This is a genomic window from Paraburkholderia ribeironis (assembly GCF_900019265.1).
Lineage (GTDB): Bacteria > Pseudomonadota > Gammaproteobacteria > Burkholderiales > Burkholderiaceae > Paraburkholderia > Paraburkholderia ribeironis.
In genome coordinates this window covers 1-13,907 of the sequence record NZ_CYGX02000008.1, presented here as the reverse complement: position 1 = coordinate 13,907, position 13,907 = coordinate 1, and the positions used below count along the sequence as shown (strand labels likewise).

13 protein-coding genes and 1 pseudogene are annotated in these 13,907 nt (G+C 60.8%); 4 read left to right on the top strand and 10 right to left on the bottom strand.

Translation table 11 applies throughout. The features are described from left to right. Nucleotides 1-49: 49 nt before the first annotated feature. The 8 genes and pseudogenes from BN2475_RS03200 to glnH form a co-directional block, all read right to left on the bottom strand. A complete protein-coding gene (locus tag BN2475_RS03200; protein WP_094778226.1) occupies nt 50-469 on the bottom strand; it encodes a DUF1810 domain-containing protein in 420 nt (139 codons plus the stop codon). 311 nt (nt 470-780) lie between these two features. Then, nucleotides 781-2,322: an MltF family protein gene (locus tag BN2475_RS03195; RefSeq protein ID WP_174641861.1), complete on the bottom strand. Its 1,542-nt coding sequence runs from the start codon at nt 2,320-2,322 to the stop codon at nt 781-783. A 261-nt stretch (nt 2,323-2,583) separates the two neighbouring features. After that, nucleotides 2,584-2,979 carry a hypothetical protein gene (locus BN2475_RS03190; protein WP_094778137.1) on the bottom strand — a complete coding sequence of 132 codons (396 nt, stop codon included), beginning with the start codon at nt 2,977-2,979 and terminating at the stop codon, nt 2,584-2,586. A gap of 261 nt (nt 2,980-3,240) precedes the next feature. After that, complete coding sequence (locus BN2475_RS03185) at nt 3,241-4,233, bottom strand: MurR/RpiR family transcriptional regulator (protein WP_094778136.1); 993 nt, start codon at nt 4,231-4,233, stop codon at nt 3,241-3,243. After that, entirely contained in the window at nt 4,169-5,254 is a 1,086-nt protein-coding gene (locus BN2475_RS03180) for a C45 family autoproteolytic acyltransferase/hydrolase (RefSeq protein ID WP_094778135.1), read from the bottom strand. Before BN2475_RS03180 ends, BN2475_RS03185 begins: the two co-directional genes overlap by 65 nt. Before the next feature lie 10 nt (nt 5,255-5,264). Further along, nucleotides 5,265-6,004: pseudogene (glnQ, locus tag BN2475_RS03175) on the bottom strand (glutamine ABC transporter ATP-binding protein GlnQ). Further along, entirely contained in the window at nt 6,001-6,657 is a 657-nt protein-coding gene (gene glnP, locus BN2475_RS03170; RefSeq protein ID WP_094778134.1) for a glutamine ABC transporter permease GlnP, read from the bottom strand. The pseudogene glnQ and the gene glnP overlap by 4 nt, the downstream one beginning before the upstream one ends. Before the next feature lie 27 nt (nt 6,658-6,684). Then, complete coding sequence (glnH, locus tag BN2475_RS03165) at nt 6,685-7,431, bottom strand: glutamine ABC transporter substrate-binding protein GlnH (RefSeq protein ID WP_094778133.1); 747 nt, start codon at nt 7,429-7,431, stop codon at nt 6,685-6,687. Between the two features lie 749 nt (nt 7,432-8,180). On the opposite strand from glnH, the gene BN2475_RS03160 reads away from it, so the two are divergent. Continuing rightward, entirely contained in the window at nt 8,181-9,560 is a 1,380-nt protein-coding gene (locus tag BN2475_RS03160; protein WP_094778132.1) for a PQQ-dependent sugar dehydrogenase, read from the top strand. Between the two features lie 115 nt (nt 9,561-9,675). Here BN2475_RS03160 and BN2475_RS03155 read toward each other — a convergent pair whose 3' ends face one another. Then, on the bottom strand, nt 9,676-10,533 hold the full coding sequence (locus tag BN2475_RS03155) for an oxidoreductase (RefSeq protein ID WP_094778131.1): 858 nt from the start codon (nt 10,531-10,533) through the stop codon (nt 9,676-9,678). A 119-nt stretch (nt 10,534-10,652) separates the two neighbouring features. Between BN2475_RS03155 and BN2475_RS03150 the strand changes: the two genes are divergently transcribed. Further along, complete coding sequence (locus tag BN2475_RS03150) at nt 10,653-11,633, top strand: LysR family transcriptional regulator (protein ID WP_094778130.1); 981 nt, start codon at nt 10,653-10,655, stop codon at nt 11,631-11,633. Nucleotides 11,634-11,678: 45 nt separating this feature from the next. Here the strand turns inward: BN2475_RS03150 and BN2475_RS03145 are convergent, their stop codons facing one another. Beyond that, nucleotides 11,679-11,936, bottom strand: a complete 258-nt coding sequence (locus BN2475_RS03145; protein WP_094778129.1) for a hypothetical protein — start codon at nt 11,934-11,936, stop codon at nt 11,679-11,681. Between the two features lie 427 nt (nt 11,937-12,363). Here BN2475_RS03145 and BN2475_RS03140 point away from each other — a divergent pair, with 427 nt between their 5' ends. Further along, on the top strand, nt 12,364-12,735 hold the full coding sequence (locus tag BN2475_RS03140) for a YciI family protein (protein ID WP_094778128.1): 372 nt from the start codon (nt 12,364-12,366) through the stop codon (nt 12,733-12,735). Nucleotides 12,736-12,924: 189 nt separating this feature from the next. Continuing rightward, complete coding sequence (locus BN2475_RS03135) at nt 12,925-13,644, top strand: DUF899 domain-containing protein (RefSeq protein WP_094778127.1); 720 nt, start codon at nt 12,925-12,927, stop codon at nt 13,642-13,644. Nucleotides 13,645-13,907: the final 263 nt, after the last annotated feature.

Genomic DNA, 13,907 nt, shown 5'->3' with positions numbered 1-13,907 from the left:
TCCGCAGTCCACTCCGCCCACGCGCGCACAGGCTCAGCGCAAGCATGGCCTAGAGCAGTTGCAGAGTTCGCGGATCGGGTTCACCGTCGAAATACTTGCGCAGAGCTTCGACAAATACATCGTTGTCGCTCGTGGCGCGTGCGAACAGGCTAATCGACGATCGGAACTTGAGGTAGTCCGGATACCCGAAAATTTCCTCTATCGAACGCTCTTTGACAAGGTTGACCAGTTGCGTCGATTCGCGCAGCCGTGGGCCGAGTATCGGGTGGCGCAGATAGGCTTCGGCCTCCGCCAGCGACGAAAGCGCGAATTGCTGCGCCATTGCGCTTGCCCCGAGCCCCTGGATTTGCGGAAACACGAACCACATCCAGTGGCTGCGCTTGCGTCCGTGCCTCAATTCATCGCTTACCTGTGCGTACACCGGGTCCTGGGCGTCGACAAAACGCTGAAGGTCATATGGATCGTCCATATCGTGTTCCATTGATGGCGGTGTTGAAATCCACCCGTGAACCCCGATTCTCGCACCGGTTTTCCAGCTCGTTAGCGGCGCGGTGCGCGCCATTACCTGTTGCTCCATGATGCATCGGGAGATCGCTTTTAACGATAGCGCATTCGCGCCCTTAGCGCTCGCTCGGTGTTAGCGGTACAGTGCGGTCGGCAGAGTCCCTGCTTCATCGGCAACCCGCCCGCCGCTCACGCGGCTTTCATTGCGTTGCATCGACCGGTTGAACCTGCAGCCCACAATGGACACCCAATTTTGCCGAAAGCGGGCACCGGCACTCACCGGCTCAGTTGCTGAATGGCGCGGGCCCGGTTTGACTGCGCTTCAGTGAGGAGGCGATAAGACGCGTAGTACTTATAGATGTTTCGCACATACGTAGTCGTTTCGAAGCCGATCTTCTCGGCTACTACGATTTCGACGTTGTTGAACCAGACGTCGGGGTTAAGACCGCGGTCCGCGGCCACCTTGCGCATCTTCGCGATGTTCGCCGGTCCGGCGTTATAGCTGGCGAATGCAAACAGCGGCCGATCCATATGGGAAAAGTGAGCATCCTCGAAGTAGCGCGTCATCAGTTGATCAAGATACTTCGCGCCGGCATGAATATTTGGTTCCGCAATCCGGACGTCCCCGACGTCGAGTTCCTTGCCCGTGGCCGGCATCACTTGCATGATGCCCAAAGCGCCGACGCGGCTCTTCGCGTTCTGATTGAGCTGCGATTCCTGAAACCCTTGTGCCGCGAGCATCAGAGGATCGAAAGCGTATTGCTGGCCATACTTGTCGAAGTAAGCCACGGTCTGTCTGAAACGCTTGAGCTCGCCACTCTCCGTGTTGTTGTGGATCTGCTTGATGCCTTGCAAATACTGCTTCAACCGGATCTCCGCCACACTTTGCTTCTTGATGAAATTCTCGTAGAAGTTGCTGATCAACGCCTGCAGCTGAGGGCTCTGCTTGCGGATGGCCCAACCGACCCGACCGCCCTCGCGCACGGCAAGGTCGTCGTGCACCTTGATCTGCGGCAACACCTGCGCCCACATGTTCGCCTTCCAGTCATCGACTACCAGAATCTGAAGCATGCCGACGTTCAACATCTCCATCGCATCTTCATCTTCGAGCGCGTCGGGCAGCAGCACGAGCCGCATCGGCGGCTTGTTCTCCTTTTGAAACCGCTTGTTCAGTGCGTTCAGGCTCTCGTAATAGCTGCTGGAGCGGCGAACGTGTACGGTCTTGCCGCTCAGGTCGTCGAGCTTCGACAATGCGGGTGACTTGGGACCGGTCAGAACGAGTTCGCGCGTTGGCTTGAGCGCGCTCGCCGTCACGAAGTCGGCCTGCTTCAGGCGATCTTCGGTCACCGTCAGGTTGCCGGCGGCGATATCGCCAAGACCATCTGCGAGGCCGGGCAGCAGCCGGTCGCGTGTCGTGGGAATCATGATGACCGTGATTGGGCGCTTGCCGAGGCGATCACGGTAGGTCTTGTTGAGGAATCGTTCGAAGTCGCGCACGAAGTCCGCGGTCAACCCACGCTCATGTCCGCGGTCGTTGAAGTACAGCGTGCGGCTATACGGGACGAGCACGCGAATCACGCGGCGATCGAGCATTGCTTCAAAGTCGCCCCGCCAAGGCTTGTTCGTCAGATTGAGCCGGCGCGGAGCGCTCGCCGCAACGGGGGCGGAAGCCGCCGGTGGCGACGACGCCGATGAAGCCGATGAAGCCGCAGGCGCTGGCGCTGGCGCTGGCGCAACCGCCGCGCACAGTGTGCTCCACACGCACAGCAAAACGCTAAGTACGCTCGAGGCCATCCATGCGCGAGAGAAGTACATCATGCACACCGTCGCCGTTCGTCGTCACCCTGTGGCGCCGGCCTGCGTGACCAGTCGTCACGCGTAGCCTGGTGAACTGAGCTTCAGAGGCATGACGCGTATCAGGTTCGACTTTTACAGCATAGTTGCACATGGAGCCTATTCAAGGCTTGTCGTGGCGTCGTCCGCTGCCGCGCAGCATGACGGCGAAACATCCGCGCGTCGCGAAGAATTCCGCTGCATGACGAGCGCCTGGTCGGCATCAACGCAGCGTCGTCTTCCCACTCAATTTGCGGGCTTGGAAACGCTGCACTCGACGCCAGCGGACGTGCTACTGGTGGCGGTATTCTTCAGCGTAAGCGTGAGTCTGCTTCCTTTGGTCGCCGTGATGATCTGGCCGTAACTGACGGTCGGGATGAACTGGATATCCGGCGCAACTGCCACTGGAGGATTCCTGCTGCCGTCCACTGTCAGATCGAGCTCCACGGTAATCGAGTCGATAGCCACGCCAAAGTCCTGTTTCCGTGCGGCCAGATTCTTCTTCGCATCGCACAGGCCCGCAAGAACCTGTTCCAGAGCGGTGGGAATATCGACTGGCTTACCCGGCGGAATCGGCGGCGTGTTGCAGCCCGCAACCAGAAACGGCAGAACGCATAGGGGAAAAGAGAGGTAGGCGCGCATCAAGATCCCCTGTTGGCCCTCGTACGACTGCGAGTATTCGGCCGTCGTGCCCCTCGGTCAGTTCGCTGCCGAACGGACGACGCAAATGGCTGCGTATAGTGAAGCGTGTTCTGGCGAGGGCGCGTCAAGGGCGCAGCGGCGGCACTCGCGGTCCGTCAGGGTCAGGGGTGCGGTGCCGTGCCGTGCGGTTGGCTGGGGTCGAGCCGCATCAGTCATTCGAGCGGAAGCAACATTAACGGCCGCTTCCGGCCTGAAAGCCCGTCAATCACGCTCGATACCCAAGGCCGTAATCAAGCGCTCACGCCGTGACAGCGCCTCTAGCGAGCGCTTTCCAAGATGCGTCGCGACGAGGTTGAGCAAGCCTTCGCAAAAGATCAGATACGCGCCCATGCTGTTGCTGAAGAAGCTGCTGTCGTGCGGAATCAGAAAGGCGTGACGCGCGGGCGGCACGAGCGGCGAGGCGAGCGTATCCGTGATCGCGATTACGGTCATGCCAGCCTCAGCGGCTGCCACAGCCGCCTCGGCGACGCTGCGCGTATAGGGTGCTACGCTGGTCGCGACGACTACATCACCTGGCTGCAACTGTGCGAGTCCTTCCGCGACGCCGAGCCCTTGCGCATCGAGCAACGCGACATCGGTGCGGATCATGCCGAGGCCATAGCACAGGAAACTGGCAAGCGCACTGAACTGCCGCAAACCATGCACGCGCACGCGCGGCGCATCGGCGAGCAAGGTCGCCGCGCCACGCAGATCGACGGGCGACAGCCGCGCGAGGAACGTCTCGACATTGCCGATCGATTCATGCGCGAGTTGCGCGACGACATCGACTTCAGGCGAGCTCTCGGCATCGGCGCCGGCATGCGCGCCCGTCTTCAGCCCGGACACGAGCCGTTCCGCCTGATGCGTATAGAAATGCCGATGCCGCTGCGCAAGAGAATCACGGAACACGCTCTGAAAATCCGCGAAGCCGGTGTAGCCGAGCTTCGTACTCAGGCGCGTCAGCGTGGACGCGTTCACGTCGAGCGCCGTCGCGAGATCGGTGATCGTGCGCACGGCCACTTCCTCCGGCCGTTCGAGCAGCCACGCCAGCACCGCGTGCGCCTTGCCGCCGAGCGACAATCCCGCCTCGTCGCGGCCGATGCGCACCACCAGCTCGCGCAGTCCGTCGACACTGCGTGGCGCGCTCGCTTCAGACGCGTTCGCCTCGTCCTTGTTCGCCGACTTGCGGCGCTTCATGCGTAGGTTTGTGTCCATTGATAAATCGATATCGGGGCGGCGTCCCAGGCTGTTCATAAACGTCCCATTCTATGTGAGACGCTGCGATCACGATATCGGCGGTTGCGAGCGTGTTTTCGTCGTCGGGATCATCGGGATCGGCGCGGTAGATCGGCAGCGACGCGTCGTGGGTGTCGGCAAGGATTGCGAGCGGATCGGGCGCGTGGCCAGCTTCGCGGGCGTCGTGCAATAGCGCATCGCCACGCGTCTGCCGGTGCTGCGACGAATCCGTCACGACCTGAGCGAAGCCGCGCATGGACGGATGAATCGCGTGATTCGCATGCAGCGACGGCTGCGCGATCTCCTGCACGGAACAACCCTGCGCGCTGTACTCGACGCTGAGCAACGCGGCGCTCGCGCAATGCGCGAGCGTCAGATGGAAACCGCCCGCCCGCGGGTTGTCGCGCACCACGGCAACGGCCGCATCGAGATCGTACGCATCCAGCACGGCGCGCGTGAGCACCATACGCGGCACGCCCGCTTCTGTCTGGCGCACTCGCAGATTGTTCACGGTGACGACGAGCCCCGCGTCCGTCACGGCAAACGTATGCCCCGGCAGCGAGCCCGGATACACGAAAGCCGCAAAACCCGGACTGCCGTCGATACGGCACGCGGCAATCGCGCAATGTCCCGCGAAGCCGGGATCGCCGTCTTCGTTGTGACAGATGCGCCGGCGATCAACGGAAGGCAACTGCACGGTCGTGCATCCATCGGGCGACGCGGCCCAGACATCGCCGCGACAGTTCCAAAGGAACACATCCTCAAAGGCCAGGCCGAGACCAACGGCCAGCCCTTGCAATTCCGCCCAGATGCGCGGAAAGCGCTGCTGCGTATGCGCGGCGAGCGCGGCGGCGAGCGGCGTCCCTCGCCATTGCATCAAGTCGCGCCAGGCCGCCGACTGCACCAGATGACGATGCACGGCCGTCGCGCCAAACCGCCCTAGCGCCTCGCCCGCGTCGAACGGCGAGCCGGAAATTTCGATGAATCCAATTGCAGGCATGAGTACAAGATCATTCGACGTGTTGAAGGAAATCGCGCAGGCGCTGATTCGGCGGATTGTCTATCAATTGCGCGGGCGGTCCGTCGACGGTGATATGGCCGTGCTCCATGAAGATCAGCCGCGTGCCGACCTTGCGCGCGAACGTCATTTCGTGCGTCACGACGACCATCGTCATGCCCTCTTCCGCCAGCGACTGCATCACGCGCAGCACTTCCTGGCGCAGTTCGGGATCGAGCGCGGAAGTCGGCTCGTCGAACAGCATCAGCTTCGGCTTGACGGCCAGCGCACGCGCAATCGCGACGCGTTGCTGCTGCCCCCCCCCGACAACTCGCCTGCATAGTGCCCGACGCGGCCCGCCAGGCCCACTTTCGTGAGCAGCTCGTGCGCGAGCGTTTCCGCCTCGGCCTTGCTCATGCCGCGCACCTGACGCGGACCGAACGCGACGTTTTCGAGCGCCGTCAGTTGCGGGAACAGGTTGAACTGCTGGAACACCATGCCCGCTTCGCGGCGAATCTCGCGCACCTTCTTCGAGCCGCCGTGCACGCTGATGCCATCGACGAGCAGATCGCCGCCGTCGATATGCTCCAGCGCATTGATACACCGCAGCAGCGTCGACTTGCCCGAACCCGACGGACCGATCAGCACCACGACTTCGCCCGCGCGAATGTTCAGATCGACGCCATCGAGCACGGTGGTCTGCCCGAAGCGCTTCGTGACCTGCTTGAACTGCACCATATCGAGCGCGCTCATAGTATCCGCATCCTCTTTTCCATCGTGCGCAGACAGAACGTCAGCACACCGATCATGCACAGATAGATCGCGGCCACGGCCGTCCAGATTTCAACGGCCCGAAAATTCGCCGCCATGATTTCCTGACCCTGACGCGTGAGTTCACCGACGCCGATCACGATGAAGAGTGACGTATCTTTCAGGCTCACAATGAACTGGTTGCCAAGCGCAGGCGTCATGCGGCGAATCGCAACGGGCCCGATGACGAATCCAAGCACGCGCCACATCGGCATGCCCAGCGCGAGTCCCGCTTCCTTCAACCCGCGCGGCACCGACAGGAACGAGCCGCGCACGATCTCGGCGATATACGCGCCCGAATTGACGATGATCGCTACGACGGCGGCCGTCAATGCATCAACGCGCACGTTCAGCAGCACGGGCAACGCGAAGTAGATGAACATCACCTGCACGACGATTGGCGTGCCGCGCACGAACTCGACGTACGCGAACGCGATCTTCTGCATGAATGCGTTCCCGTACGCGCGCATCAGGCCGAACAGAAAGCCGACCGCCAGGCCTCCCGCAAGGCCCGCGATGGTGATGAGCACCGTCAGCTTCGCGCCCTGCAACAGCGCCGGCAACGCGTCGACGACGACTGACAGATCGAACTGCATGACTTGCCTCCCGCAGCTGTTGTGTTATCAGGACTTCGTCGGCTCGACGCCGAACCACTTCTTGTAGATCGCCGCATAGCGACCGTCAGCCTTGATTTTCGCGAGTGCCGCATTGACCTTCGGCACGAGCGGGCTGCCCTTCGGGAAGCCGATGCCATATTGCTGCGCCATCATCTGCGGACCGACCGCCTTCACGTGGCCCTTGCCCGCCGTGTTGATGTAGTAGAGAACGTTCGGCGTGTCGTGCATCGCGGCATCGACGCGTCCTGTCTGCAACTCCAGATACGCGTTGTCGATGTTCGGAAACTGGCGCAGATCGGTGCCCGCGAAGTGCGCCTTCGCGTAATCCGCCGCCGACGTGCCCGTCTTGATTGCGAGCGACTTGCCCTTCAGGTCGTCCGGGGTCCTGATCGTGCTCGTGGCCGGCACCATCAGCGTGAAGCCGCTGTCGTAGTAGCCATCGGAGAAATCGATCACTTTCTTGCGCTCGTCCTTGATCGTGATGCCCGCGAGCGCGACGTCGACGTTATGTGTTTGCAGCGCCGGCAGGATGCCGCTGAAGTCCATCGGCTGCAGCTTGTAGTCGAGCTTCAGGTCCTTCGCGATGGCTTCCCACAAGTCGATATCGAAGCCGACGTATTTGTCGCCCTGCTTGAATTCGAACGGCACGAACGCTGTGTCGCAGGCGACCAGCAAGGTCTCGGCCCGCGCGGCATGACCGAGGACGGAAACGGCGACGAGTGCAGCCGCGGCGAGCTTTGCTACAAGTTTCATGACGACCTCTTCGAGGTTGGGTTGACGAACGACAGCAAGTGGATTTGCGTTGAGTATCCTCGCGCAATTTAATTTGCGCAATAGGGATGTGCGCAATTTGACTTGCAAATTGGGTTTACCCTGGGAAAACGCTGAGAGGGTTGGGCGGTGCAGTCTAGGCGCGGTTTATTCACAATCGCGCGCATCTGGCGCATCAGATCTGGCCGTTCTCGAAGTGCGCGGCAGCATCGAGATCTGCATGAACATCATCAGGGTGCAATCCGCCAACGCTCGTGCATCTCGCTCAGGCATGTGCCTTGCACCGAACGTCTCTTTGGGGAATTCCCGCCGTGAAGGCCAAGTTCATCGTTGCACTGTTCGTGCGTCGAAAGCATGTGTTCATGCGGTTGGTCTGGATCGGGGCCGTAGATATACAGGTATCCTCACGACTTGCACGTCGACACTTTGCCGTGTGCGCCGCATGGCTTAGCCCACGGTCCTGACGCGCAGTGGCGTGTCGTTCGAAGCGCTGTCTTCGCCGACGCAGCATTTTGACGTCAAACGATTCAACGTTTGAAGTCCAACGGTGTTAACTTCTCGGCCCCGATTTTCAAATTCCATGCTGCTTGCCTGGCGTCCGCGGCCAGGGTTTTGTCCGCAGGTTCATAGACGCATGGCTAGCAGTGGATGACCGGCGATGCCATCATTAATAGTTCACGCCCCGTGTGTGAACGTCTCTCGTGCTTCACGCAAGTGAACAGGAGGATGAAATGCCTCGCTATATCGTAAAGTGGTTAAACCAGAGCCACGTGATTGCCGCGCTCGCGGTGTTGCTGACGATACCGTTTTTCGCCAATGTGGCGCACGCGGATTCTTCTGCGGCCGCTGCGGTTGGAAACGCACTTGTGGCTGCGCAGTCTGTTACGTGCCAGCCCACGTCCACGCCCAGGCCGCAACCAACGCTTCCAAAGGGATTCACCGAGCAGGTTTTGTACAGTGGCTGTCTCACTCAGCCGACCGCGATAAGTTTTAACAGCGACAGGACCAGGGTTTTTGTCGCCGAGAAAGGCGGCAGGGTTTGGAATTGTGATTTGGCCTCGCCCAACTGTACTTTGTTTGCCGACCTTAGCAGTGAAGTCTGCAATCAGGGCGATCGGGGGCTGCTCGGACTCGCGGTCGATCCCCAGAACGATGCCAACGTCTACGCGCTCTACTCGGCGCCGCGCGCTACTGGAACGTGTAGCGGAAACTTTCTTACCGGCGGGCAACTGTCACTCTTGACGGCGTCGGGCGAAACGAAGATCCTGCCCCCCGCCGGCGCCACCAGCCAGACGTGGTGTTTTTTCTACCAGTCCCACAGTATCGGAGGGCTGGTGTTCGGGAGCGATAACAAAACGCTATACGTCAGTGCCGGCGACGGTGCAAGCTTCGATCAAGTCGACTACGGGCAGTTGGATAACGCTTGCGGCGACGGTACAAATCTGCCCCAGGGCGCGTTTCGCAGCCAGGGGGTTTCGCCTTACAGCGACGGCGTTATTCTGCGGATCACGGACCCGGGCACGGGAACCCAAAGCATTGCCGTCGTCGCAAGCGGCTTGCGCAATCCTTTCCGCTTTGTCCGTCTGCCGGGCCTAACGGATGAGCTGTATGTCGGCAATGTGGGTTGGAACGCCTGGGAGGCCATCGATCACGTCAGCGTCGCCGGACAGAACTTTGGCTGGCCATGCTACGAAGGTCCGGGTCCTCAGCCTGACTACCAAAGCACGAATTATTGCGGGAGCGTTGGCGGTGTCACCGCACCGTTCTTTGCGTACGCTCACCAAAGCTATGTCACAACCGACGACAGGAAGGGAAGGACCTGCGGCGCCAGGCCAATCGGCGGGGGACCGGATAAGAACGGTAGTGTGATCTCCGCCATCGGCTTCACTGACGGCACGAGCACGACCTATCCTGCTCCGTATAACGAGGCTTTGTACTTTGGCGACCTTCTGCGGCAATGCATCTGGACAATGCAGCCTCCGGACAACACGCCTCAGCCATTTGAAAAGGGTTTGCAGGGAGGACCGGTGGATTTGAAAGTCGGACAGAACGGCGACCTTTTCTACGTAGATTTCGTTACCAGTACGGTGAGGCGAATTATTCACAAATAGAAATAGCCCGTTGCGGCCCTTCCCGCCGCGGTGTACCAAACGACGCCCTCCAAGGCTGCAACGGGCATTCACGCGGACAGCGGCTCAGTCGTTGCTGAGCCGCCCCTTTCCTCACTCAGACAGCAAAGTCAGTCGAGGCCGATAACACCTTCCAGGCTTCCGTTTCCTGCGTCACGTAGGCGTTTTTCGCAGCGATGGCAGCCAGTGTGTCCGTGCCAAGCGGAAGGCGCAACGGTGGGTTCGGCGCGTCGGCCAGCGTGATCATGGCGGCCGCAAGCTTCGTCGGGTCGCCAGGCTGGTTGTGATTGATTTGCACGGCCTTGCGGCGAACCGCACCCGAGGTTTCGTCGTAGTCGTCGATCACGTCCCGCGCAACAACCAGTGACGACGCATCCAGAAAGTCCGTACGAAAATACCCCGGCTCGATAACTGTCGCGTGAATGCCTAGCGGTTTCAACTCCGCATGCAACGCTTCCGTAATACCCTCGACGGCGAACTTCGTCGACGAATACACGCCGAAACCCGCTGCGGCCCGATAGCCGCCAATCGATGAAATATTGATCACGCGGCCCGAGCGGTTCGCGCGCATGGTCGGCAGCACAGCACGCGTGACGTTCAGCAAGCCGAATACGTTCGTGTCGTACATGCGACGGACGTCCTTGTCGGTGGATTCTTCCACCGCACCCAGCAGACCAAAGCCGGCGTTGTTGACCAACACGTCGACGCGGCCGAATTTTTCAACCGCGGCCTGTACGGCCGCCTTTGCCTGGGCCTCGTTGGTCACGTCCAGCTCAACCGGCAGCAACGCACCCGACTCGCCAAGACGCTCGACGATGGCCGCGACGTTGCGTCCGGCGGCCACGACCGCGTTGCCGTCCGCGAGCGCCGCTTCGGCGATCAATGCGCCGATACCCCGCGACGCGCCGGTGATGAACCATACGCGCTTGAAACCACCTCGTTGGACGTCAGCCATGATGTCTCTCCTACGTGTGTGATGAAGTGATGCCATGGTAGGCGCGACGATTGACACAAACTAGCCGTGCATTACTGGAGTCATAATCAACTTTTATTTGCGAATCTGGGGCGCCAGAAATGAACGGAATTCGTGCGATTACCATTTTCGTGCGCGCCGCGACGCTCGGAAGTCTGCGCAGCGCGGCGGTCGATCAAGGCATCTCGCCACAGGCCGCGAGCCATGCGGTGATGCAATTGGAGAAGGAACTGGGCGTGCGGCTCTTTCATCGGACCACCCGCAAGCTGAGCCTGACAGAGGAAGGCCAACGGCTTCTCGACAGCGTGAAGCCGGCGCTCGCGATGCTGTCGTCTGCACTCGACGAGGCCCGGCGCTCGAAGGAAGAAGTGAGCGGCATGCTGCGCGTGAGCGCGCCGCGCGCACTCGGGCTCCCGGTCCTGTGGCCGTACTTCGAGGAATTCCAGAAGCTCTATCAGAACGTGCAACTCGAAGTGCAATTCGATGATCAGTTCACGGATCTCGTGACCGACCGCGCCGATGTGGGATTTCGCGGTGGGCCGCCGCCATCGGGCGGCTCGATCGCACGCCGACTGGTGCCGATTCAGCTGATCGTGTGCGCATCGCCGGAATATATCGAACGCAACGGCGCGCCGCGGACCATCGAAGAACTGGCTCAACATCGCTGCACCGGGTACCGGCGCGCAAACACGGGCAAGCTCGCACAGTGGCAATTCCGAATCGGCGATGAGATCGTCTATCGCGACGTGCCCGCAGCCATCTGCGTGAACGACACGGAAATGGAAACGCAGGCGGTGCTATCGGGCCTCGGCATCGGGCAGTTGGGTAGCTTCAACGCAACGACTCATATCAGAAGCGGCCGGCTCATTCCGCTACTGACACGGCACGTCACCGAGTACGGCATGGTCTATATCTACTATAAGCATCGAACAGAACAGTCGCTGCGCGTGAAGACGTTCATTGAATTCATGGTTGAGCGCATGGCCGGCAACCGAAACTTTTTCCTCGATCCGTCGGAGCTTCGCGCTGCGCAGCCGCCGCAGCAGCAGCAGCAGGACCGCGCAGCGAGGAAACGTGGCTAGTTCCAACCACGCAGCCGCTACTCTATGGCCGACCTTGTTCGCGCTTCAATATTTGATGTCACGGGCCGTTTGCCGCCCATGCTGCTTGGTTTGCCGCTTGTCCTGTCGGCATTGTGCATTGCTTGTCTGGTCGGAGGCGCGACATTCCTGCTTTGTATTTCGTGCGCCCTGGCGGGTTTCCTGGCGAACATCACGCCCGGCGCGACGCTGTTGAGCCTGTTGCGTCGCCCAGCATGTTCCCAAGCTACCTGCCAGGAGCATCGCAGCGACAAATACCGCCGGCAAACGGACATGTTGGTTCATGATGCGATCTCCCGGCGACAACGTCCAGAACGGTAATAATCGCTTCACCTCATCGTTTAGTCTAGCCAACAACGGGCGTTATATCGTCAGAGATGCAGCAGATGCACCTGAGGACGTGGCGTTGGCCCGTATTCCCGACTCGCAGGGCTCGGAGGTTCGGCGTTGTGTCATGCCGGACGACTGACCTAGCTCCGCTACACCGCGAGAACCCGATCAAGCTCCCGCATCACCCTGGCCTCTCATCGCTCGCGGGATGAGCAACCGATGACGTCAGTATCGGGTCCCCTCTCTCAACCGCATTGACGTTGGCAAAGCGACAAGTCCCAGAACATCACGATTTTGTGCGGTCCTTGTCCAAGCCGCCCGGACTGGCACGTCATTGTATCGAGTGGCAAATCTGCCGCTCGCACCTCTGAAAAGGATTGCCATGAACTTTTCGATGCTGGTCTACGAAGGCCCAGCCGCTTTCGCGCTTCGCTCCGAACAGGATGCTGCCATGCGGGAAGCCTATATGTCGGCGTGGTCCCGCTACACGAAGGCGTTGCGGGACGCGGGCGTGCTCGTCACGGGCTCCGGTTTGCAACTCCCAGACACCGCGACCACCCTGACCTTGCAGGAGAACGGCAAACGCCGGGTGCAGGATGGGCCCTATGCCGATACCAAGGAACAGCTCGGTGGCTTCTACATCATCAATGTTCCTGATCTGGACACCGCGCTTGACTGGGCCTCACGCATTCCGGCTGCGCCGGCAAGCGTGATCGAAGTGCGGCAGTGCCTGATGCCACCGGCCCCGGCCTGAGTGCCGGCCCATTCGAACGACAGGAGGACTGCGCTATGTGTCCGATTTGTGCTTCCGCCACTGTTGCCCTGCTTGGGAAAGCGGTGACATCAACCGGCGGTAGCCTCGCCGTGCTTGCGGTGAAGAAATACCTCGCTCGCCGCGGCAAGAAGGCCGATACCCCTTTACTGCAGGCCAAAGGAGGCCAACATGAACTACCCCGTGGTGTCGCGGACTGAGTGGCTGGCCGCCAGAAAACAGCTTCTCACAAAGGAAAAGGAACTTACCCGGCAGCGCGACGCGTTGAGCGCCGCGCGTCGTGCCCTGCCGATGGTCAAGCTCGACAAGGTCTACAGGTTCGATGGCCGGAACGGCCGCGCAACGTTGCGCGATCTGTTCGGCAGCCACCGTCAGTTGATTGTCTATCACTTCATGTTCGCCCCCGAATGGGAGGCGGGCTGTCCAAGCTGTTCGCACTGCGCCGACAATTTCGCCGGCGCCGTCGTTCATCTGAATGCACGCAACACAGCGTTCGCGGCCGTGTCGCGTGCGCCGCTCGCGAAAATCGACGCGTTCAGCAAACGCATGGGGTGGACGTTTCCGTGGTATTCGTCGGCGGGCAGCGACTTTAATTACGACTTTCATATAACGCTGGACGAAGCCGCCGGCAGTGTCGAGTACAACTTCGAAAACGCCGCCGCGCTCGTGAAGGCCGGCAAGCTTTGGGCAGCAGAAGGCGAATTGCCCGGCCTGAGCGTTTTTCTTCGCGATGGCGACGACGTATTCCATACTTATTCGGCGTACCAGCGCGGCCTCGACCTGTTGCTGAACACGTACAACTATCTCGACCTGACGCCGCTCGGACGCCAGGACGACGACGGGCCGAATCCGCAAGCCTGGATTCGCCACCACGACCGCTACACTGCGTAGCAGGAGCAGCAATGTGGACTCGCACCGCGCCGCCGAAAAAGCGGCGCGCGATTCTTATAGCGGGCATCTTGAAGCAAGCGCCCGCCGATGTGCGTTGTATTCCTTGCAGGCGACACATGGGGTGTCAGGCCGCGGTTAGTCTGGCATCAAAAGGGCAGATGTCGTTTAGGTTTATTCGATGCCTGCCATCGGCCGCATGAATGTGCATACCTCCGCGCATGTCGGCAGGCGTCGAATAAACCCGATGGAGGAAACCGCGGAGT